This is a genomic window from Tenacibaculum adriaticum, assembly GCF_008124875.1.
Classification (GTDB): domain Bacteria; phylum Bacteroidota; class Bacteroidia; order Flavobacteriales; family Flavobacteriaceae; genus Polaribacter; species Polaribacter adriaticus.
Genome location: NZ_VNIA01000004.1, coordinates 213,093 through 236,075, shown reverse-complemented (window position 1 = coordinate 236,075; position 22,983 = coordinate 213,093). Strand labels below are relative to the sequence as shown.

Sequence of the window (22,983 nt, the reverse complement as noted above, 5' to 3'; positions counted from 1 at the left end):
TATCAATCGTTTTTTTTACTCCTAGGATGAGTTTTGTTAAACATTTGTTTCATTTTTTCCAAGCTATTATGAGTATAAACTTGAGTTGAGGCTAAACTTGAATGTCCTAGTAATTCTTTAACCGAATTTAAGTCTGCACCTTCATTAAGCATTTGAGTCGCAAAAGTATGTCTAAGTATATGCGGACTCTTTTTAACCTTAGTGGAGACTTGACTAAAATACAAATTTATAGTCCTGTAAACAAGTGTTTCGTAAATTTTCGTTCCTTTTTCTGTAATCAAAAGCTCTTCTACTTTTGTAAAATGATTGTTTTTTAATTGTAAGTATTTGCTCAATGTTTTTACAACAGAAGGTAATAACGGAACATAACGTTCTTTATTCCTTTTACCTAGCACCTTGATTAGTTTATTATGAAGATCTACATCTTTTTCCTTGATATTAATAAGCTCAACTCTTCTCATTCCTGTTGAATAAAATAATTCTATAATTAATTTATTGCGAATAGATAGAAAATCGTTTTCATTATCTAAACTTTCGAGAACTTGATTTACTTCTTTTTTTGTAAAGGGAATCTGACTTTTCTTTTGAACTTTTAAAGCTTTATGTTTTGCTAATGGATTCACTTCCACTTCTCCTATTTTCTGCAAGAACTTATAAAAGGTTTTTAAAGAGCTAATTTTTCGATTAATCGTTCTATTTGAAATACCTTGATTTACCAAACTAACAATCCAACTTCTAATTTGATTATAATGTATGGTCGCTAATTCTTCTTCTTTAAACTCTGTAACACAAAAGTCTCGAAATGCAATTAAATCTGTTTTATAAGCAGTTACTGTATTTTGAGAATAATTTTTCTCATAAGAGAGGTATTCTAAAAAGGAAGTTAACAACATATATTATATAATAAATTCAACTTCAAAGTTACAAAATCCTAATATAAAAAAGTCTGCATAAATTATGCAGACTTTATATTATTGTTTAAGACATTAAATGATTATCCTAACTCTTCTTGTGTTTTTAATTTCTGAACGTAAGAGGCTTTAAGCTTTTGTGCTCTTTTAACTACTGAAGGTTTGTCAAACTGCTTTCGATCTCTTAATAATCTCATTGCTTGAGTGTTGTTGAATTTTCTCTTATAACGTTTTAACGCTCTATCGATATTCTCTCCTTCTTTAACTGGAATAATTAACATGTTTTTGCACCTCCTTTCATCTGTATCTTATATTTTTAATGTAATTAGCAGACTATGTTCTACTTATCACATTCTATTTTTTCTTAAATTTGGATTGCAAAGATACAAACTTCTTTTAATTTAACAATGTTTCATAAATTAATTTTAGCACTTCGATTAAAGATTAAACATAGACTCATTCTTAACACGAAAGACCCCATAAAAAACCCGACGATTTAATTCGTCGGGTAAGTGTGTTTAATGAAAACAAATAACTGATTACACACTAAACTATATTAATATGTTTAGCTATAAAATCGTAACGATCAAATACTATTTTGGCGCCCAAACTGAATAACTTTTTGGTGGTACTTGAATTTTTACCCAACGACCACTTTGTGTAACAGGCTCCCAATTAGAATGCCCTGTATAATCTTTAATTAAAGTATTAGACCAATTCGTTTCTACCCAACGTTCTTGCCAAGAGTTAGAATTATTAATATAAACGACTAAACCAGCACTGTTTTGTCCATTTCTTTTGGCTACATATTCATCATTATCTGTATACAATATATTGGTAGTTCCGCTAGCTAGATTATTATGTATCCAGATTAAATTATTTAAACGCTCTTTATTTAACCATTCTTCATAATCTTGATAAAAAATTGTTGGATATCCTTCGTGTGTTAAAATATAAGCATAGGCCAACATTTTACCACTAAAAATTTCATCAGTATCATGATTGGTTACGAAAGTTACTGCTCGTGTTGAGTTTCTTTTCCATAGCATATCATCATTTAAATGATTTAAATCATTTCCTTCAAATGCATCACGCATTCTATAATAACATGCAAAGTCAAAAGCACTCACTTCAGCTTGACTAGTCCACCAATCAAGAGTTCCTGCATTACCATCCCAATACTCACCTACCGAAAATCCACCAACTTCATTTTTCCAATCTTTTACTACCCATGGCTCAAAACCTTTTACATAGTCGAATCGCCAACCATCAAAACCGATTACATTTTTATAATATTTCGCAACGCTTTCTGGATTTTTCCATAACCAATCTTGCACGTAGTTTTGGTGATGGCATAAATCTGGAAAACCTCCGAAAGCTCCAGAATCATTATTATGAATTCCGTTTGGATGAAAATCATTATATGTTCTAAAGAACTTACCCGATAACGGATTAAAATCCGTCCAGTTTGATTGACCATTAATAGGATTTACCTCACTATCTCCTCCACTATTATGGTTGATAACAATATCTGCAATAACACTTAATTGAGCATTATGTGCCTCTCCTATTAAACTTTGTAATTCTGATTTTGAACCAAAACGTGTTTCAACACTTCCCATTTGATTGTACTCACCAAAATCATAATAATCAAAAGGATCATATCCCATTGAGAAAGCTCCATTTTGTGCTTTAGTTACTGGAGGTAACCAAATAGCATCAATACCTGCATTACTCCAATCTTGTACTTTGCTTTCTACCGTTTGCCACCAAGTTCCTCCTGCGGGAACATCCCAATAAAAAGCTTGCATCATAACTCCAGAGCCTATGGGTTTTAATCCTGCACGAGCAGATAGATTACTTGCTGTTTCTTTTACATCAGATTTTAATTCAGTTTGAATGTTTTCTTCGGATGAACATCCGATAAAAATGATGATTATCGGTACGATAAACTTAATTAATTTTTGAAGGGTTTTCATAATTATTTGATTTAGTTGATGGTAAGTTATAAAGAGAATCTCGAATTGCGAAATCGATATAGAAACGAAAACGATTTCGTGTTAATAAGTTGTTGATTTTATAATTTTAAAAAGTAATAAGTGTCAAATAACAAATAAATTAACTTTTATTTATTGATATTACCAACACAACAAGGAATTCAATTTTAAACTTCTTTTTAAATTAAACAAAAAGACAGTATTTCTATACTTTCTTTTAAACTAACCTTTTATAAAATACAAATCCCGCCGAAGCGGGATTTCATTTTATATATACTACGATATACTATAATTTATGATTTCAGTACTATGTAAACATATAATACCAAAATATTATGTTGCTACTTTATATTCTTTACCGTCAATAACCATTTTGGCAATAATCTCTTTTAATATTTCAGAAGTTCCTCCTCCAATGGGTCCTAAACGGCTATCTCGTAACATTCTTGCTAGTGGGTAATCTTCCATATAGCCATAGCCTCCTAATAATTGAAGCGCATCGTAAATAACTTCATCTGCCATTTTTGTTGAAAGTAATTTACTCATACTTGCTTCTTTTACCACATATTGCCCGTCATTCAAACGTTTTGTAATTGAATAATTATATTCTTTACACATATCTACTCTACTCGCCATTTCTGCAACTTTATGACGTAATGCTTGAAACTTATTAATCGTTTTTCCGAAAGCTTCTCGTTCGCTCATATATTGAATAGCATACTCTACAGCAAATTCGGCACGAGCATGTGCATTAATTCCCATTACCAATCTCTCTAATGCAAAATGCTGCATGATATATGGAAAACCTTTTCCTTCTTCTCCCATTAAATTTTCTGCAGGCACTACTACATTATCGAATGCAATTTCACCAGTATCTGAAGCTCTCCATCCTAGTTTATCTAATTTGGTTGAAGATATCCCTGGTGTATTTCTATCCATGATAAAAATACTCATTCCTGCATGTTTTGCTTCTGGATCCGTTTTAGCAGCAACTACTAAATAATCTGAATAAACACCATTCGTTATAAACGTTTTAGAACCATTAATAACATATGCATCTCCTTTTTTAATAGCTGTCGTACGCATGCCTGCCACATCGCTTCCTCCGAAAGGTTCCGTAATACATAAGCATCCTATTTTATCACCTTCTATACTTGGTGTTAGATATTCTTTTTTAATACGATCATCTCCTTCTTTATTAACATGGGTCATCGCTAAATATGCATGTGCCCACATTGCTGCAGCAAATCCACCAGAGTTGATACGTTGTAATTCTTCTAAAAATATTGTTGTATAAAAAAGATCTAGATTTAAACCTCCATATTCTTCTGGTTGATTTAACCCAAAGTATCCCATTTCTCCGAATTTTTTCCAGATGAAACGTTCTATAGTTCCTGATTTTTCCCATTTATCGATATGCGGAACAACTTCTTTTTGTAAAAATTCTCTAAAACTTTTACGAAAAGCATCATGCTCTTCAGTAAAATACATACTGCTCATAAGTTAATTTGATTGTTTGTTTGCTATTTTGCTTCCAAATATAAGATTATTCTCTCGTATTTATTTACCGGAAAACCTTCAATGTTTTTTAATTCTGAAATATTTTGAAGTTCAGCAACCTCATCTCGATAATCAAAAATTTTCTTACACAACTCATAATCTATATATGGATTTTTTAATACTTCTTTAAATGTTGCCGTATTAACATTTATTTTTTCGATAATTGGTTCTGTAATTATTTTAAAAGTTTGTAAAACTCTTTTTATAACTTCTGGCTCTATATTCCAAACTTCGTATAATTGTTCGGGATAAGAAAAACCTTTTAATCTAGAACGGTATTTTATAATTCTTTGAGAGAGCTTTTCTCCAATACCATTAACAATTGTCAAATCTTCTGCTGTTGCTTTATTAATATCATTTGTAGAAATTACTTTCTCTGGATATTTCTTTTTACTATATGAATTTTCTTTATTACTAAAACTAACATCCTTTTTTTGATTACGCTTTACAACCCAATCTGGAAATTTAAAATATGTAGCTATTTTATTTAATAATGTATCATGCACTTTTGTTACTTGCTGAAATTCTTTAACAGAGTTTACAAACTTATTTTGCTTTCTATAACTATGCAATCTATCAATTTCATTTACCGACATTCCTAACTGATACCCTTTAAAATCGGTTATATAATTTGGATTGAAAGGATAAAGTTTGGGTTTTCTATTTTCAAGCTCTACAATTTTTAAGCTATCTATTTCTTTTTGGAAAGTTAACAATTCCGGGTGATTTGTATTTTGCAATTCATCAAAAGAAAAATCAACAAAAAAATATAAAGCTTGGGCAAGAATTATGACTACAAATAAAAACAAAATCCCATTTCGTTGGCTTTTGCTATACCAGAAATGGGATTTAAAATTTTTCATATTATAAAAACTAAAAGTAAGTTCTACTCTAGAGCTTCTTCTTTCATACTAATTGCAGTTAAATAACGCTTTAGTTGTTTTTTAACAACTGGCATTAAGAAATATAAACCAACCATGTTAGGGAAAACCATAGCAAAAATCATTGCATCTGAAAAATCCCAAATTGATTTCATACTTGCTGCTGCACCAATCACCACAAACGTTAAAAATAATATTTTATATGTTAAATCAGCTTTTTTACCTCTACCAAATAAAAACTTCCAAGATTGTAATCCGTAGTAAGACCACGAAATCATAGTAGAAACTGCAAATAAAACAACTGCTATTGTTAAAAACACATTTGAAAACGGAATAAATTGAGCAAAAGCTTTAGAAGTAATACCTGCTCCTTCATATGCTATTCCATCAATAAATACTGCTCCAGTACCATCTCCCCCATATTGAAAAGCTCCACCAAAATTAAAAATAACAATTACTAAAGCTGTCATGGTACAAATAACTATAGTATCTATAAATGGTTCTAATAATGCTACCAATCCTTCAGATGCTGAATATTTTGTTCTTACAGCAGAGTGTGCAATAGATGCAGAACCTGCCCCTGCTTCATTAGAAAATGCGGCTCTTTTAAAACCAACTAAAAGTACACCTATAACTCCACCAACTCCAATCGCCTTAGGATTAAAAGCTTCACTAAAAATTAATCCAATTGCATCATCTATTAAAGTAAAATTACTAAGAATAATATACAAACAAGCCACAATATAAAGTAATGCCATAAACGGAACTACTTTTTCTGTAACAGTTGCAATCCTCTTAATACCTCCAATAATAATAATACCAACTACAAATGCTAAAACTAAACCAATTATAGCTCCTGCACTAGTGCTCTCTAAACCTAATAATTCTTTAATTACAACTGTTGCTTGGTTAGATTGCGCAGCATTACCTCCTCCAAAAGAACCTCCAATACAGAAAATTGCAAATAAAACAGCCGATATTTTTCCTAAAGTCTTAAATCCTTTTTCTTTTAACCCTTTTGATAAATAATACATTGGGCCACCGTAAACAGTACCATCTTTTCCAACGTCACGATAATGAACACCTAATGTACATTCTACAAATTTGGTAGACATCCCTAATAAACCACAAACAATCATCCAAAATGTTGCTCCCGGCCCACCTAAAGCAATAGCCAAAGCTACACCAGCAATATTACCATTACCAACTGTACCTGAAACTGCAGTTGCTAACGCTTGAAAATGAGTAACTTCTCCTTCTTGACTTTCATCTCTAATCGTATCTTTTATATCTCCATCTATCTCTAGATCACTATGTAAATTTTCAATATTTTCTATATGCTCTTCAATATCATCAATAGTATTCATATCTACACCTTGAGCAATTCCATCTTCACCATATAAAAGTTGGGCTCCGTGTTTTTCAATATCTTCATACTTTCCTCTTACAACATTAATTGCTGTCCAGAAATGACGAATATTAGGAAAACCAAAATAAACAGTGAAAAAAGCAGCACTAAAAACTAGTAGAATTAAAACGAATGGTGTGCCTGCTATTGAGAAAAAAATCACATTGCTAAAGAAATCTGAAATAGGTTTGAACCCTTCATCAATTTGTTGATCTAAACCTTTTTCTTGTGCAAATGTTAACATCGGTGCTATAATACACAGCAACGTAAGAAGTAATTTCTTCATAATATTAAAGTATTGTTTTACTTGAATTAGTAGCGCGCAATATCATAAAAAATTGTACTTTTGACAACTTTTCATTGTTAAATCTTAACTTCCAGTTATATTTTCTTTAAATCTTTGTAAATCTTTCTTAAAAGGATTTAACTGCAACTGTAACTCTTCTTGCGTTTTATCTAAATTAAAACCTGTTTTTACAGGTCTTACAGCTCGTTGATTTAATGTTTTCGACGATATTGATTTTATAAGTGATTTATCCAACTCAAAAACATCTGCAATTTGTTGCGCAATTTCATAAATACTTAATAACGTATTAGAAGAAATATTAAATATTCCTTTAGCCTTTTTTTCTATACATACTTTACAAGCTAGTGCTAAATCTTCTACATAAGTTGGCATACGAAATTGATCTTTTACAATCGTAATTTCTTTCCCTTCGGAAAGCATTTTTCGTACCCATAACACGATATTATTTCTACTCATATCATGTACTTTTCCATACACCAAAATAGTACGAAGAATCGTATAATCGATACATGAGTTAATAAGAATTTCTTCTGATTTCAATTTTGACAATCCGTAGTAACTTAATGGGTTTGGTTTATCAGTCTCTTTATAATATCCCTTTTTCCCATCGAAAATAAAATCAGTAGAAATATGAATGAGATGTGAGTTAATTTCTTCACATAAACCTGCAAGGTTCTGAACCAACTCCACATTAATTTTATCACAGTCCTCTTTATTATCTTCACAAGTATCTACATTGGTCATAGCTGCTGTATTGATAATAAAATCAGGAACTTCGCTGATTACAATTTGTTCTAGTTTCTCAAATTCCGTTACATCTATATTGAAGTACTTATAACCTTTAGTTTTAGGATAACGGTTCTCGCCTCTAGAAAGAGCAATAATTTCAAAGTTATTATCTTCTAAAAACAAATCTAATAACGACTGTCCTAACAACCCATTACTTCCTGTAATCAATACTTTTTTCATTAAAAAATCTCTCTTAGTTTCTTAATTTGTTCTGGTCTTCCAAGTACAATTAAGTTTGAATCGGAAACTAATTTCACAGAAGCTTCAGGGTTAATAACATATTCTTGTTTCGGAGTTTTAAAACCAATTACAGTACATCCCGTTTTTTTTCTTAAATCTAAATCTAAAATTGTTTTATTAAGATATTCATCGGGTAAATCATTAACGGCTATTTCTTCCAAATTTGTAGTCGTATCACCTGCAATTGTTAATCTATCTACAAATTCAATTACATCTGGAGTTACTACTAATGAGGCCATATGCGCTCCTCCTAATTTATCAGGCATAATTACATTATCTGCTCCTGCAAATTTCAGTTTTTTGTATGAACTCTCGTTTGATGCTCTGCTTATAATTTTACAGTCTTTATTTAACTGATGTGCTGTTAAAACTACAAACAAATTATCTGCATCCGATGGCAAGGCAGTAATTAAACTTTTAGCATTTTTTATCCCTGCACGTAGCAAAGCTTCATCTAAAGTTGCATCTCCTTCAATATTCAAAATTTTATCTGCATCGAGCAATTCTATCAATTCTCTATTTTGCTCTACAACTACTACATCTTGTTTGTAATTATTCAATTTAGAAATAGCTTGCTTCCCGTTTCTTCCAAAACCGCAAACGATGGTATGTCCTTCTAATTTTTCTATTTTTTTTTGCACTTTTTTTAGTTTTATTTGATGAAAAAACTGACCACTGATTAAATATTCAGAAAAGGATGAGACTGCATAACCAAAGGTAAATAAACTCGATAAAATTAATCCAATCGTAAATATTTTTTCTTCTGTTCCAAACGGATGTACTTCACCATAACCAATTGTTGTAATAGTTATAATAGTCATATACAACGCATCAATTAAAGAATAATTGAACAATATTGCATAACCAAAAATTCCCATTGACAATATCAATACAGAAAAGAAAATGGCTTTATATAATCGTGATTCAAGTACAGAATTCATTACAAATCAAAAACAGAAGTTCGCTTGGTGTAAATCATATCTTTTAAGCGCAATAAAAAAGCTAAAGTAAGATATAACCCAAAAGATAACCCAACAGTTACAAAAGAAATATAAATAAAAAATAAACGTACATTAGAAGCACGCATACCCAGTCTGTCTGCAAATCTTGATGATACTGCAAACCCATGTCGTTCAAAAAAATGTCGTACAGAATGAATGAATTTCATTATATCAATTTTACTGCAAGATAACATTTTAACTTTATTTGTTATCAAGTCTACAAACAAAATAGAATTGGATTGCGTAAATTTGCTTTTTTCTCAAAATTTCAACATTGAAAGAACAAGAATACATTGAAGTTTACGGTGCACGCGTACATAATTTAAAAAATATTGATATAAAAATTCCTCGTGAAAAGCTAGTAGTTATTACTGGTTTAAGCGGTAGCGGAAAATCTTCATTGGCTTTTGACACTATTTATGCCGAAGGTCAGCGACGTTATATCGAAACATTTTCTGCATATGCACGTCAGTTTTTAGGCGGATTAGAAAGACCTGATGTTGATAAAATCGATGGTCTTTCACCTGTAATATCCATAGAACAAAAAACGACTAATAAGAGTCCGCGTTCTACTGTTGGAACTATAACCGAGATTTACGATTTTTTACGTTTGCTTTTCGCACGTGCCTCAGATGCATATTCCTATAACACAGGAGAAAAAATGGTAAGCTATTCAGATGAACAAATCAAAGAATTAATTTTGTCTGATTTTACTGATAAACGCATCGCTATTCTTGCCCCTTTAATTAAGTCGAGAAAAGGACATTATCGCGAACTGTTTGAGCAAATTTCGAAACAAGGATTTGTTAGAGTTCGTGTTGATGGGGAGATTAAAGAGATTGAAAAAGGGATGAAACTCGATCGGTACAAAACCCACGATATTGAAGTGGTGATTGATCGATTAGTTGTAAACGCATCCGCAGAAAAACGCTTAGAGGAAACTATTAAAACGGCGTTGTATACAGGTGATAATATTTTAATGGTAATTGATGTAGATGATAACAATCCACGTTATTTTAGTCGTGAATTGATGTGTCCTACTACTGGAATTGCTTATCCAAACCCTGAGCCTAATACCTTTTCATTCAACTCCCCGAAAGGAGCTTGTGTTTCTTGTAACGGATTGGGAATTACCAACGAAATCAATTTTAACAAAGTTATTCCAGACAATACTATTTCTATAAAAAATGGAGGAATCACACCATTAGGAGAGCAAAAAAATAGTTGGATTTTTAAACAGCTACAAAATATTGCCGAGCGTTATGATTTTAAATTAACAGATCCAATTAATAAAATTCCGAAGGAAGCTTTAACTGTTATTTTACATGGAGGTAACGAAACTTTTGAAATAACCTCTAAAGACTTAGGTGTTACTCGTAAATATGAAATTGATTTCGAAGGAATTGTAGCTTTTATTGAAAGTCAGTATAAAAATGCCGATAGCACTTCTATAAAACGTTGGGCAAAAGGTTTTATGGATGAAGTTGCTTGCCCTACCTGCAAAGGAAAAAGACTCAAAAAAGAAGCCCTTCACTTTAAGATTTTTGACAAAAACATTAGCGATTTAGCTAAAATGGATGTAGTTGAATTAGCAAATTGGTTTGCTACTATTGAAAAAAAATTATCAAAAAAACAATTAACAATTGCTTCAGAAATACTGAAGGAAATCCGAACTCGTATTCAGTTTTTATTAGACGTTGGATTAGATTATTTGACCTTAGATAGAACTTCAAAATCTCTATCTGGAGGCGAAGCACAACGTATCCGTTTAGCAACTCAAATTGGCTCACAATTGGTGGGAGTTCTTTACATTTTAGATGAACCTAGTATTGGTTTACATCAACGAGATAATGAAAAGTTGATTCAATCTTTACTAACCTTACGCGATGTTGGTAATTCTGTTTTAGTCGTAGAACATGACAAAGATATGATTGAACAAGCTGACTTCGTGTTAGATATTGGTCCTGGCGCTGGTCGTCATGGGGGAGAAATAGTAAGTGAAGGTACTTTTGAAGATTTAAAAACACACAACACCTTAACTGCTGATTATTTATCGGGAAGAAAAAAAATTGATGTTCCTAAAAAACGTAGAGAAGGCAATGGAAAAAGTATTAAACTATTTGGAGCTACAGGTAATAATTTAAAAAACGTTACGGTTGAATTTCCTTTAGGAAAAATGATTTGTGTTTCGGGTGTTTCAGGTAGTGGAAAATCTACTTTAATCAATGAAACTTTGTACCCTATTTTAAATGCGCATATTTACCGTGCAGTTAAAAAACCAATGCCTTACAAAAAGATAGAAGGCTTAGAACACATCGATAAAGTTATCGATATTGATCAGTCTCCAATCGGAAGAACTCCACGTTCTAACCCTGCCACTTACACGGGTGTTTTTGGTGAAGTACGTAGCCTATTCGCTAAAACCCCAGAAGCATCAATTCGTGGCTATAAACCTGGTCGCTTTAGTTTTAATGTAAAAGGTGGTCGTTGTGAAACTTGTCAAGGTGGCGGAGTACGTGTTATTGAAATGAATTTTCTCCCTGATGTTCATGTGGAATGTGAAACATGTCAAGGAAAACGTTTTAACCGAGAAACATTGGAAATTCGTTATAAAGGTAAATCAATTTCTGATGTATTAGAAATGACTATTAATGAAGCTGTTCAATTCTTCGAAAACATTCCTAAAATTCATCGAAAAATTAAAACGATTAAAGATGTCGGTTTAGGATATATTACCCTCGGACAACAATCTACAACACTTTCTGGTGGTGAAGCACAACGTATAAAACTAGCCACTGAATTATCTAAAAAAGATACTGGTAATACCTTTTATATTTTGGATGAACCTACAACAGGCTTGCATTTTGAAGACATTCGTGTACTAATGGAAGTTCTAAATAAATTAACTAATAAAGGCAATACGGTTCTAATTATTGAACATAATTTAGATGTTATAAAATTAGCGGATTATATTATAGATATTGGTATGGAAGGTGGTAAAAAAGGTGGAAGTGTTTTAGTTACTGGTACACCGGAAGAAGTTGCAAAACATAAAAAAAGTTACACTGCCAAGTTTTTGAAAAAAGAACTAACTTAGCGCGCTTTCTTTTTAAGAAAAATATAAATAAAAAGTGATTAAAAATGACAAATGAAGATAGAAAAATCCGCGAAAAATTACAACAAAAGACGTGGAATGAGATAAAAACAAACGATTCTTGGGCTATTTTTAAAATTATGGCGGAGTTTGTTGAAGGTTACGAAAGACTAAGTAAAATAGGTCCTTGTGTTTCAATTTTTGGATCTGCAAGAACTAAACCTGATAACAAATACTACATTTTAGCAGAAGAAGTAGCTTATAAATTAACTCAAAATGGATTTGGTGTAATTACTGGTGGTGGACCTGGAATTATGGAAGCTGGTAATAAAGGAGCACATAGAGGTAATGGGACTTCTGTTGGCTTAAATATTGAATTACCTTTTGAACAACATGACAATCCTTGGATTGACAATGGAAAAAGTTTAGATTTTGATTATTTCTTTGTTCGTAAAGTAATGTTCGTAAAATACTCGCAAGGTTTTGTAGTAATGCCTGGTGGTTTTGGTACCATGGATGAACTTTTTGAAGCTATTACCCTAATTCAAACTAACAAAATTGGGCGTTTTCCTATTGTTTTAATAGGCACAAAATTCTGGGGAGGTTTAATCGACTGGATTAAAAACACCTTAATAGAAGAAGGAAATATTAGTGAAAAAGACTTAAATTTATTTAGAGTGGTCGACACTGCAGATGAAGCTGTTGAGCATTTTAATAAATTCTACGAGAAATATCAATTAAAACCAAACTTCTAAAAAATATATTTTATATTCAACTCGTTGTATCACTTACAACGAGTTTTTTATTTTTATAAACATTGAATTTTAGAAAAGCACTCTTTTTAATTTTTGTGTTGAGTTTTACAATTGTTAAAGCTCAAAATAATTCTATTCACATAAAAGCGGAATTAGATACGCTAAACCATTCTATAAAAATTCAACAAAAAACAACCTTTTTTAATACTTCTAATAAAACCCTAACAAACTTTTTTCTTCATAATTGGGCAAATAGTTTTAGAGATAATGAAACACCTTTAGGTAAACGTTTTGTTGAAGATTATAAAAAAGATTTTTATTTTTCAAAAAGTAAAGACAAAGGAAGTACTAAAGTCTTCAATATTACCGTAAACCATTTACAATCAGATTTTGAAACATTAAAAGATCAACCAGATATTTTAAAAATAACTTTACCAGAGCCCCTTGCCTCTAAAGATAGTATTGTAATATCATCTACTTACATTGTTAAACTTCCTAGTGCAAAATTTACTGGGTACGGAAAAACTAAAAAAGGGTATCATTTACGCTATTGGTATTTAGTTCCTGCTGTGTTTCAAGACAACAAATGGCAAACTATGAGTAACTTAAATATGGATGATTTATACCAAGATGTTGCATATTATACTATAGATTTAAACGTACCTAAAAACTTTATCGTAGAAAGTAATTTATACCAATACAAAACAAAAAAAGGAAACCTAACTAATTACTATTTAGTCGGTAATGATAAAAAAGACATCATTATTAATATCAACAAAGAGAAACGATTTAAATCGTTTCAAACAAAAAATACAGAAATTAAAACAGATATTTTTGATAATAAAATAAATTATTCTGCTACACGAAAAATTATACAAAGAGAAATTAGTTTTATTGAAGAGTATATTGGCAAACACCCACATTTAGAATTATTGATAGATGCTAATACAGTAAACAAAAATTCGCTCAGAGAAATCTATGGTTTACCTCATTGGCTAAAACCATATCCTGAAAATTTTAAATGGGAAATGCATTTTTTTCAGGCATTAACTACTAAATATATCGATGATATTTTACTTTTAAACAAAAGAAAAGATTATTGGTTAAACGATGGAATTCAAACATTTATGATGATGGAGTATATTAAAAAATACTACTCCAACGTAAGTGTTTTAGGCAAATATGCTAAGTATTGGGGAATTCGAAAATACAATTTAGCAAAACTAAATCATAACGATAAATATCCTTTTATTTATCAATTTAGTGCACGAAAGTTTTACGATCAACCCTTAAATATGCGTTCAGATTCTTTATCTAATTTTAATAGAAAAGTAGTTAGCAAATACAAAGCTGGTTTAGGTTTAAAATATTTACAAGATTTTGTTGGTGAAGATGTTTTAAAAAATTCTTTAAATGAATTCTATAACAATTATAAATTAAAAATAACAGATAGTGACGCTTTTGCTTCTATTATACAGAACAAAACAAGTAAAGATTTACGATGGTTTTTTGGAGATTATATACAAACCAGTAAAAAAATTGATTATAAAATTAAAAAAGTAAAGTTTACAAAAAATAAGGATTCTTTAGAGGTTACCATCAAAAACAAACGGAACATTACAGCTCCAGTTGCTCTATATGGGGTTCAAAAGAAAAAAGTGCATTTTAAAACTTGGATAACTGATGTTGATAGCACTAAAACTATTAAAATTAAAGCGAATGGTTTTGATAAATTAGCTTTAAACTACGAGCAAATATATCCTGAATATAATTCACTAGATAATTTTAGAAACACCAACAACACATTAATTCATAAACCGCTTCAATTTCGTTTTTTAAAAGATGTTGAAAATGCCTATTATAATCAAATTTTTTACAAACCCGATATTAAATACAACCTATATGATGGAATTATTTTAGGTGTAAATTTTAGTAACAGAGCTATTATTAAACATAATTTTGAATTAAGCATCACTCCAAATTACGGTACAAAAAGTAACAGCATAACTGGTGGATTTTCTTTAGGATACAATCACTTTTTAGAAAAATCAAAAATTTATAAAATTAAATATGGTCTCAGTGGAAGTAATTTTCATTACGCGCCAAATTTAGCCTATAACGCTTTATCTCCGTATGCAAGCATCCAATTCAGAAGGAATAGTTTACGAGATGTAGGTTCTAAATTTTTAATAGGAAAACTATTTTACATCAATAAAGAAATTGCTCAAGGACAACAAGCAACTGAGCGAGATCATTATAAAGTTGCTAACCTAAAGTATGTTTACAATAAACCCGATGTTATTAAAAGCCTTCAATATGCTTTAAATGCAGAGTTAGCAAATAACTTTACCAAACTTTCTACAGATTTTCGTTACAGAGAATATTTTGATGAAAATAGAAGTTTCGATTTACGCTTTTTTGGTGGAATCTTTTTATCAAACGCATCCGAAGGAAATTATTTTAGTTTTGGTTTAAACAGAGGTTCTGATTATTTATTTGAAGAAAATCTCTTTGGAAGGTCAGAAGCAGATGGTCTTTTTAGTCAGCAATTCGTAATTGCAGATGGCGGTTTTAAATCTTTTTATAGAGAAAACTCCTATGCAAATCAATTCATTCTATCTGGTAATTCTAGCGTTAGCGTTTGGCGATGGCTAGAAGTTTATAATGATATTGCTTTATTAAAAAACAGAGATGATAATCCTCGTATTTTTTACGAAAACGGTATCCGATTAAATTTCATCCCCAACATTTTGGAATTTTATTTACCTGTTTATACCAATCAAGGGTGGGAGCTTAATCAACCAGCGTATTCTTCAAAAGTGCGATTTGTTATAACAACCAATCTTGATAGAATTTATAATTTTATTCGAAGGGGAATATTGTAGATTCTTCAACAAAAATCTAATTTTTAACGAAATATTGCGATTTGTGCAAAAAAATAGATTGTTTTTAAATTTCAATTTAAAAAACTACCTTTGTAGCAATACCAAAAAACCTATTAGTATGACACAAGAAGTAGAAGTATCTAATGCTCAACAACTTTCTTTTCAAGATTTTAAAAAAGAAGTGTTAACCGACTATAGAATTGCAAGAATTAGTCGCGAGTGTAGTTTATTAGGAAGAAGAGAAGTGTTAACAGGAAAAGCTAAATTCGGAATTTTCGGAGACGGAAAAGAAGTACCACAATTAGCCATGGCTAAGGCTTTTCAAAATGGAGATTTTCGCTCTGGCTATTATAGAGATCAAACGTTTATGATGGCTATTGGCCAATTAACACCTCAACAATTTTTTGCAGGTTTATATGCACATACCGATGTGGAAAAAGAGCCAATGTCGGCTGGTCGCCAAATGGGCGGACATTTTGCGACACATTCTTTAGATGAAAATGGAAACTGGAAAAACTTAACTGCACAAAAAAATTCATCCTCAGATATTTCCCCTACAGCAGGTCAAATGCCTCGTTTATTAGGTTTAGCTCAAGCTTCTAAAATTTATAGAAATGTACAAGGGCTAGAAAGTTTCACTAATTTTTCAGATAAAGGGAATGAAGTTGCTTGGGGTACTATTGGTAACGCAAGTACCAGTGAAGGATTATTTTTCGAGACAATTAATGCAGCAGGTGTTTTACAAGTACCTATGATTATGAGTGTTTGGGATGATGAATATGGAATTTCTGTACATGCAAAATACCAAACTACTAAAGAAAGTATTTCTGAAATTTTAAAGGGTTTTCAAAAAGAAAACGATACTAACGGATACGAAATCATCGTTGTAAACGGATGGGATTATGTACAATTAACTGATGTTTACAACAGAGCTTCAAAAATTGCAAGAGAACAACATATTCCTGTATTAATTCACGTTAAAGAATTAACACAACCGCAAGGACATTCTACTTCTGGCTCACATGAAAGATATAAATCTGCAGAACGTTTAGAGTGGGAACAAGAATTTGATTGTATCAATCAAATGCGTAAATGGATTTTAGAGTTTGAATTACAAGATTCAAACGGTGATCTACTTCGTTTTGTTGATAGTGAAGAAGAATTATTAAGTATTGAAAAAGAAGCTAAAAAAGAAGTTTCTACTGCAAAACGAGATGCCTGGAACAGTTTTATCAATGAAATTAAAGCTGAAGTTGGTATAGCTGTAAAACTATTAGATAGCGTTGCTCAAAAAAGTGAAAACAGAACTTTTATCAACAAATACAAAAACGATCTATCTGCCATTACTGAGCCAATCAGAAAAGATATATTAATAGCATGTCGTAAAACCTTACGATTAATTAGAGAAGAGGATTTTGCTGAAAAAATTGAGCTACAAAACTTCATCAAAAATGCTACCGAACAAGCAGCTGTTAAATATTCTTCTCATTTAATGAGCGAAAACGAAAAAGCTGCGACCAATATAAATGCTGTAAAACCAACCTATTCATCAGAAAAAAATACTGTTGATGCACGTATTATTATGCGTGACAATTTTGATGCTATCTTCAGTAAATATCCTGAAGCTTTAATTTTTGGTGAAGATGCAGGTCATATAGGTGATGTAAATCAAGGTTTAGAAGGATTGCAAGAAAAGTTTGGTGAATTACGTATTTCTGATACTGGAATTAGAGAGGCAACTATCTTAGGTCAAGGAATTGGAATGGCTATGCGAGGTTTACGACCAATTGCTGAAATTCAATATTTAGACTATTTATTATACGCTTTACAAATTATGAGCGACGATTTGGCTACACTTCGTTATCGTACTTTTGGAAAGCAAAAAGCGCCATTAATTATTCGTACACGCGGACACCGTTTAGAAGGAATTTGGCATGCAGGGTCTCCTATGGGAGGAATCATTAACAACATACGCGGAATTCATGTTTTGGTCCCAAGAAACATGACTCAAGCTGCTGGTTTTTACAATACAATGTTAGCCAGTGATGAACCTGCTTTAATCGTGGAATGTTTAAACGGATACCGATTAAAAGAAGAATTACCTACCAACTTAGGAGAATATAAAACTCCTGTAGGTGTGGTTGAAACCATAAAAAAGGGAACTGATATTACTATTGTTTCTTACGGATCTACTTTAAGAATCATTGAAGAAGCAGCAAAAGATTTAACACAAATTGGTATTGAAATTGAAATTATTGATGCTCAAAGTTTATTACCTTTTGATTTAAATCACGACACGGTAAAATCAGTTGCAAAAACAAACAGATTATTAGTGGTAGATGAAGATGTTCCTGGTGGAGCTTCAGCCTACTTACTACAAGAAATTGTTGAAAACCAAAACGGATACAAACATTTAGATAGCAAACCACAAACTTTAACAGCAAAAGCGCATCGCCCTGCTTATGGAACGGATGGAGATTATTTCTCTAAACCATCGGCTGAAGACGTATTTGAAAAAGTGTATGAAATTATGCACGAAGCAAATCCGGTTAAATTTAAGAGTTTATATTAGTCATAATATTAAATATCCATAAAAAAAGCCGTTTAAAAAGTTTAAACGGCTTTTTTTTATCTAGATATCTGATGGGGGGTCTAGTTTTACGCTATTCTTTTCTTTATAATCTTTAATCTTTTCATTTAAAACTCCTATAAAACTAGAAGTAGCTAGATCAGAATTATTAACTATTTCTTGCAAAGCTTCTATTCTATCCGTCATTGATTCTTTAGACAATGCTGTTATTGCAAATTTAGCTGTTGCAATATCTACTGGGTTCTCAGAAATATTAGACGACTTAATCCAACCTTCCTCAATATATTTACCATCAGCTCTTTTCCCTTTAACATTAATCCACTCATCTTGAGTAGATATAACTGCAATAATATCCATTGGGCTATATTTATTTTCTGTTTTCGTAAGTAAATCAGGTCTTTTATAAATACTTACTTCGGCTAGCATCACCCCCACTTTTCCATCTACAACCAAAAAACTAGATCTTGTCCAACCTTCTTTACCATCTACCAACTTTACTTTATAATATTGTTTTTTTGAAATTGAATCTGTAGTTTCTGCTCCAGTAAAAATAACTTTTTCACCTAAACTCATAGATGTAATCCATTTTCCTTTTGCGTTAGGAGTTTCTCTTACAGACAACTTATCTAACAAACAAATTGCTTCGCTAGGCTCGACCTCTTCTGTCGAATCACTTAAACTTTGTATTGTTTGATTATCGTCTTTAGTTTTTGTTGTTTTTCCTTCCTGTTTACAGCTTGTAAATAAAAAAGAAATTGAAATAATAGTAATAAGTATTTTTTTCATTTTAGGTTAAGTTTAATCACAAATATATAATTTTTATCAAACCATCATAATAAAACCCATTACTATAAAACTTTAATATAATGAAACTTACCTTTTAATCTCTCTTTAATAATTTGTTCATAGTATCATTTTTTCTTAACAAGCTATTTCCTATTCCACATTGCAAACAATGTTTCGGTGTACAATAGTTGCTTTTGAGTTCTAATAAAGCTTGTGTTTCGAAAGCATTATTAGCTTTTATTTTAAAATCAGCAAACTTAGAGATGGTTGAGTTCTTCTCTGGTTTTAATTGTTTAATGAGTTTTAATATTTGAGTTTCGTCTACTTCTCCTCTACTTTGTTCATAAACAAATTTTAAAGGAATAATCGTATTTATAATTAACAAATCTATAAATGGCTTTGTTAGTTTTTTTGGTGATTTTTTTGATTCCTTTTCAAATGTATAATGTGATTTCCAAAACTCATTTACCTCAACAGCAAACAACAAATAAAAATCTTCTGCCTTCTTTATTTCCATCAATTTTGAAAATAAATTTTGATATTGATGATACAATGAAACTAATTGCGCTATTCTAATTGTTGGAAAATTATTGGGCCGCATTCTAAAAAACTGAAACTGACTATTAGCCAGCGATTGTAAATTATATTTATGCTTTAAATATGCATATTCTTTTTTAAGTTGATAATGAAACTCACTTTCTAAATTGTCTTCTAAAAAGCCAGCTTGCCCAAACAGTAATGATGTTAACGACTTCTCTTTAAAACGTTCTTTTTTAATAATAGAGAAATCGAGTGATTGTGCTAAACTTAAAAAAGCATCTGCATTTACTTTTAAACCGAAGTTTTTAGCTAGTAACTGAAACAAGACCACTTCAAAATCATTGTTTGATTGCTCCAATAATTGTTTAATAACAATAGATTTGTTTTCTAAACGCTCAAAATACAATCGTTCTAACCAATTACTCAATAAAAACTTATCAACTTCAGCTATTTGACCTTCACAAGGAATCCAACGTAACTGTGTTGAGAATAAATTTTGATAGTCATTCAACAAGCCTTTATCAATCTTATCTTTTAATTCTAAAGTTGGAAGAGGCGTATTATTTTTCATAAAAACCTGCGTGTCGTCTTCATATACCACATGTAAAATTACCGCATCATAATTTACGTCGGTTTCATGTTGATGTACATACCAATCTGAAGATTTTAAATGAATCTCCACATTACCAACCCAAATTTGATTATCAATTTCAAGTTGAGCATTTAAAAAATCAGGTCCAGAGTTTTTATTTAGACTTCCATTTTTGAGAATTTTTATTTTTTCATTGCCAGTCGTTACCAGCTCTGATGAAAACAATTTGTATTGCCACACATAGTGCAAAAACTCTTCTTTCATATTGCAATTGTTTGATTTTCAATTTACAAAAATTTATTCTATCCACTTATAAGTTTAAATAATGGCAATTTTTAGTATCCATGGAAAATAATGACTTAATTTTGCTTAAATTTTTAACATGACTACAATAGAAAGTTTACAATGGCGGTATGCCGTTAAGAAATTTGACGAGAATAAATATTTATCAGAAAAACAAATAAACATTTTAAAGGAGGCTTTTAACTTAACTGCAACTTCTTACGGATTACAACCCTTAACAATGTTAGTAATTAAAAATAAAGAATTACAAAAACAGTTGGTTAAGCATTCTTGGAATCAACAGCAAATAGCACAAGCTTCTCATATTTTAGTATTATGCATACCCAAAGAACATACCCAAGAAGATGTAGAAAACTATTTTAAGTTGGTTAAAAATATTAGAAACACTCCTGATGAAATTTTAAATCCTTTTAAAGAATTTTTAATAGATAGTTTTTCTCAAAAAACACAAGAAGAATTATTTAGCTGGAATAAAAATCAGGCTTACATTGCTTTAGGGAATTTATTAACGGTTTGTGCTGTTGAAAAAATTGACTCTTGCCCAATGGAAGGTTTTATTCCTGAAAAATATGATGAAATTTTAGATTTATCTTCTAAAAATTTACAGCCTGTTTTAATACTTCCCGTTGGTTTTAGAGCAGAAGATGATTTTATGAAAGATCTAAAAAAGGTACGTAAAAATATTAATGATTCAGTTTTACACATCGATTAATAATGGGGATTATTAATTTTAAAAATGCTGGTAATTTTAAGTAATTATCAGCATTTTTTATTTGTTATATTCGTAGCAACTTAAACTTAGTATATGCAACCATTTCATATTTTATTATTAATACTAGCTTATTTTGGAGTTTTATTTTTCATTTCATATTTAACCAGTAAATCTGCTACAAATGAAACCTTTTTTAAAGCCAATAACTCCTCTCCTTGGTATTTGGTTGCCTTCGGTATGATTGGTGCTTCACTTTCTGGAGTTACGTTTATTTCTGTACCGGGTTGGGTAGAAAATAGCCAGATGAGTTATATGCAAATGGTGCTGGGTTATGTACTCGGTTATGCCATTATTGGTTTAGTACTTCTCCCACTCTATTACCGATTGAATTTAACCTCAATTTACACCTATTTAGAAGACCGGTTTGGTAAATATTCTTACAAAACGGGAGCGTCGTTCTTTTTATTATCAAGAACTGTTGGAGCGTCATTTAGATTATTTTTAGTTGCCAATGTATTGCAATTAATTTTGTTTGATGCTTACGGAATTCTGTTTTGGGTAACTGTAGTCATTACCATTTTATTGATTTGGTTGTACACCTTTAAAGGAGGAATAAAAACCATAGTTTGGACGGATACTTTGCAAACCTTATTTATGTTAATTGCTGTTGGAGTTTGTATTGTAATGATTAAAGATGAAATGCAAATTGATAGCTTATTTAGCTACGTAAGTGAAAATAGACTCTCAAAAATGTTCTTTTTTGACAATTGGAAAGCAGGAAATTTCTTTTGGAATCAGTTTTTTTCGGGAGCTTTTATTGCAGTGGTAATGACTGGTTTAGATCAAGATATGATGCAAAAAAACCTAACCTGTCGCAACTTACAAGATGCACAAAAAAACATGTTTTGGTTTACCATTGTATTGGTAATTGTAAACTTTTTCTTTTTAGCCTTGGGTGTGTTACTAACCGATTATGCTGCTTCATTTGATATTAATGCACACAAAGATAATTTGTTTCCAACCATTGCCATGAGTGGTGAATTGGGTATGGCTACTTCTCTCTTCTTTTTATTAGGATTAATTGCTGCTGCCTATTCAAGTGCCGACAGTGCGTTAACTTCGTTAACTACTTCGTTTAGTATTGATATTTTAGAAGTTGAAAAAAAATATGAAAAAAGTGAGCAGGTAAAAGTACGTAAGAAAATACACGTGTTGTTTTCTTTGATTTTAATAGCTACCATTTTGGTATTTAAATATTTTATTGCTGATGAAAGTGTAATTGCTAATATTTTTAAGTTTGCAGGTTATACCTACGGACCTTTATTAGGTTTATACGCTTTTGGGCTTTTTACCAAACTTAATGTTGCCGATAAGTTTGTACCTGCTGTTTGTATTATTGCTCCAATACTGACGTATTTAATTAGCACTTACAGTAAAAACTATTTAGATTTTGACTTTGGTTTCTTTGTATTGGTATTAAACGGAGTATTAACTTTCTTTGGATTGTTAACGATTTATAAGAAGAACATTTCTTTTGAATCTTAAATTTAAAAAATTAACCTAGCTATCGATAGATATTAATCATTGAAAAAAGATAATATAACTCATTGTAATAAATATTTGAAAAACTCA

General features: G+C 30.9%; 17 protein-coding genes. 6 read left to right on the top strand and 11 right to left on the bottom strand.

Annotated elements, in window-relative coordinates:
• Positions 1 to 2: 2 nt before the first annotated feature.
• The 9 genes from C7447_RS12555 to C7447_RS12515 all read right to left on the bottom strand — a co-directional run bounded on the left by C7447_RS12555 (position 3) and on the right by C7447_RS12515 (position 9,261).
• Entirely contained in the window at positions 3 to 893 is an 891-nt protein-coding gene (locus C7447_RS12555; protein WP_148870863.1) for a tyrosine-type recombinase/integrase, read from the bottom strand.
• A 101-nt stretch (positions 894 to 994) separates the two neighbouring features.
• Complete coding sequence (gene rpsU / locus C7447_RS12550) at positions 995 to 1,192, bottom strand: 30S ribosomal protein S21 (RefSeq protein ID WP_148870862.1); 198 nt, start codon at positions 1,190 to 1,192, stop codon at positions 995 to 997.
• Positions 1,193 to 1,504: 312 nt separating this feature from the next.
• Positions 1,505 to 2,890, bottom strand: a complete 1,386-nt coding sequence (locus C7447_RS12545; protein ID WP_148870861.1) for an alpha-amylase — start codon at positions 2,888 to 2,890, stop codon at positions 1,505 to 1,507.
• A 351-nt stretch (positions 2,891 to 3,241) separates the two neighbouring features.
• Positions 3,242 to 4,408 carry an acyl-CoA dehydrogenase family protein gene (locus tag C7447_RS12540; RefSeq protein WP_148870860.1) on the bottom strand — a complete coding sequence of 389 codons (1,167 nt, stop codon included), beginning with the start codon at positions 4,406 to 4,408 and terminating at the stop codon, positions 3,242 to 3,244.
• Between the two features lie 23 nt (positions 4,409 to 4,431).
• Positions 4,432 to 5,331, bottom strand: coding sequence for a ComEA family DNA-binding protein (locus C7447_RS12535; protein ID WP_148870859.1), 900 nt, complete (start codon positions 5,329 to 5,331; stop codon positions 4,432 to 4,434).
• A gap of 23 nt (positions 5,332 to 5,354) precedes the next feature.
• Positions 5,355 to 7,043, bottom strand: a complete 1,689-nt coding sequence (locus C7447_RS12530; RefSeq protein ID WP_148870858.1) for an alanine/glycine:cation symporter family protein — start codon at positions 7,041 to 7,043, stop codon at positions 5,355 to 5,357.
• A gap of 84 nt (positions 7,044 to 7,127) precedes the next feature.
• Positions 7,128 to 8,033 carry an SDR family oxidoreductase gene (locus tag C7447_RS12525; protein WP_148870857.1) on the bottom strand — a complete coding sequence of 302 codons (906 nt, stop codon included), beginning with the start codon at positions 8,031 to 8,033 and terminating at the stop codon, positions 7,128 to 7,130.
• On the bottom strand, positions 8,033 to 9,034 hold the full coding sequence (locus C7447_RS12520; protein ID WP_148870856.1) for a potassium channel family protein: 1,002 nt from the start codon (positions 9,032 to 9,034) through the stop codon (positions 8,033 to 8,035). Before C7447_RS12520 ends, C7447_RS12525 begins: the two co-directional genes overlap by 1 nt.
• Entirely contained in the window at positions 9,034 to 9,261 is a 228-nt protein-coding gene (locus C7447_RS12515; protein ID WP_148870855.1) for a PspC domain-containing protein, read from the bottom strand. Before C7447_RS12515 ends, C7447_RS12520 begins: the two co-directional genes overlap by 1 nt.
• Before the next feature lie 107 nt (positions 9,262 to 9,368).
• Here C7447_RS12515 and uvrA point away from each other — a divergent pair, with 107 nt between their 5' ends.
• From uvrA to C7447_RS12495, 4 genes are all read left to right on the top strand, one after another.
• Positions 9,369 to 12,191 carry an excinuclease ABC subunit UvrA gene (uvrA, locus tag C7447_RS12510; RefSeq protein ID WP_148870854.1) on the top strand — a complete coding sequence of 941 codons (2,823 nt, stop codon included), beginning with the start codon at positions 9,369 to 9,371 and terminating at the stop codon, positions 12,189 to 12,191.
• A 44-nt stretch (positions 12,192 to 12,235) separates the two neighbouring features.
• Complete coding sequence (locus C7447_RS12505; RefSeq protein WP_148870853.1) at positions 12,236 to 12,943, top strand: LOG family protein; 708 nt, start codon at positions 12,236 to 12,238, stop codon at positions 12,941 to 12,943.
• A 62-nt stretch (positions 12,944 to 13,005) separates the two neighbouring features.
• On the top strand, positions 13,006 to 15,828 hold the full coding sequence (locus C7447_RS12500; RefSeq protein WP_148870852.1) for a gluzincin family metallopeptidase: 2,823 nt from the start codon (positions 13,006 to 13,008) through the stop codon (positions 15,826 to 15,828).
• 118 nt (positions 15,829 to 15,946) lie between these two features.
• Entirely contained in the window at positions 15,947 to 18,400 is a 2,454-nt protein-coding gene (locus C7447_RS12495) for an alpha-ketoacid dehydrogenase subunit alpha/beta (RefSeq protein WP_148870851.1), read from the top strand.
• A 60-nt stretch (positions 18,401 to 18,460) separates the two neighbouring features.
• Here the strand turns inward: C7447_RS12495 and C7447_RS12490 are convergent, their stop codons facing one another.
• Together C7447_RS12490 and C7447_RS12485 are read right to left on the bottom strand one after the other, a co-directional pair.
• Complete coding sequence (locus C7447_RS12490; RefSeq protein ID WP_148870850.1) at positions 18,461 to 19,204, bottom strand: SH3 domain-containing protein; 744 nt, start codon at positions 19,202 to 19,204, stop codon at positions 18,461 to 18,463.
• A 94-nt stretch (positions 19,205 to 19,298) separates the two neighbouring features.
• Positions 19,299 to 20,600: a DUF2851 family protein gene (locus tag C7447_RS12485; protein WP_148870849.1), complete on the bottom strand. Its 1,302-nt coding sequence runs from the start codon at positions 20,598 to 20,600 to the stop codon at positions 19,299 to 19,301.
• A 118-nt stretch (positions 20,601 to 20,718) separates the two neighbouring features.
• On the opposite strand from C7447_RS12485, the gene C7447_RS12480 reads away from it, so the two are divergent.
• Complete coding sequence (locus tag C7447_RS12480; RefSeq protein ID WP_148870848.1) at positions 20,719 to 21,351, top strand: NAD(P)H-dependent oxidoreductase; 633 nt, start codon at positions 20,719 to 20,721, stop codon at positions 21,349 to 21,351.
• A 93-nt stretch (positions 21,352 to 21,444) separates the two neighbouring features.
• Entirely contained in the window at positions 21,445 to 22,896 is a 1,452-nt protein-coding gene (locus C7447_RS12475; protein WP_148870847.1) for a sodium:solute symporter, read from the top strand.
• The last annotated feature ends 87 nt before the right edge of the window (positions 22,897 to 22,983 follow it).

What these genes read in the sequence shown, in the direction of transcription:
- C7447_RS12555 (WP_148870863.1), bottom strand. Translation starts at nt 893, where the DNA reads ATGTTGTTAACTTCCTTTTTAGAATACCTCTCTTATGAGAAAAATTAT.
- rpsU (WP_148870862.1), bottom strand. Translation starts at nt 1,192, where the DNA reads ATGTTAATTATTCCAGTTAAAGAAGGAGAGAATATCGATAGAGCGTTA.
- C7447_RS12545 (WP_148870861.1), bottom strand. Translation starts at nt 2,890, where the DNA reads ATGAAAACCCTTCAAAAATTAATTAAGTTTATCGTACCGATAATCATC.
- C7447_RS12540 (WP_148870860.1), bottom strand. Translation starts at nt 4,408, where the DNA reads ATGAGCAGTATGTATTTTACTGAAGAGCATGATGCTTTTCGTAAAAGT.
- C7447_RS12535 (WP_148870859.1), bottom strand. Translation starts at nt 5,331, where the DNA reads ATGAAAAATTTTAAATCCCATTTCTGGTATAGCAAAAGCCAACGAAAT.
- C7447_RS12530 (WP_148870858.1), bottom strand. Translation starts at nt 7,043, where the DNA reads ATGAAGAAATTACTTCTTACGTTGCTGTGTATTATAGCACCGATGTTA.
- C7447_RS12525 (WP_148870857.1), bottom strand. Translation starts at nt 8,033, where the DNA reads ATGAAAAAAGTATTGATTACAGGAAGTAATGGGTTGTTAGGACAGTCG.
- C7447_RS12520 (WP_148870856.1), bottom strand. Translation starts at nt 9,034, where the DNA reads ATGAATTCTGTACTTGAATCACGATTATATAAAGCCATTTTCTTTTCT.
- C7447_RS12515 (WP_148870855.1), bottom strand. Translation starts at nt 9,261, where the DNA reads ATGAAATTCATTCATTCTGTACGACATTTTTTTGAACGACATGGGTTT.
- C7447_RS12505 (WP_148870853.1), top strand. Translation starts at nt 12,236, where the DNA reads ATGACAAATGAAGATAGAAAAATCCGCGAAAAATTACAACAAAAGACG.
- C7447_RS12495 (WP_148870851.1), top strand. Translation starts at nt 15,947, where the DNA reads ATGACACAAGAAGTAGAAGTATCTAATGCTCAACAACTTTCTTTTCAA.
- C7447_RS12490 (WP_148870850.1), bottom strand. Translation starts at nt 19,204, where the DNA reads ATGAAAAAAATACTTATTACTATTATTTCAATTTCTTTTTTATTTACA.
- C7447_RS12485 (WP_148870849.1), bottom strand. Translation starts at nt 20,600, where the DNA reads ATGAAAGAAGAGTTTTTGCACTATGTGTGGCAATACAAATTGTTTTCA.
- C7447_RS12480 (WP_148870848.1), top strand. Translation starts at nt 20,719, where the DNA reads ATGACTACAATAGAAAGTTTACAATGGCGGTATGCCGTTAAGAAATTT.
- C7447_RS12475 (WP_148870847.1), top strand. Translation starts at nt 21,445, where the DNA reads ATGCAACCATTTCATATTTTATTATTAATACTAGCTTATTTTGGAGTT.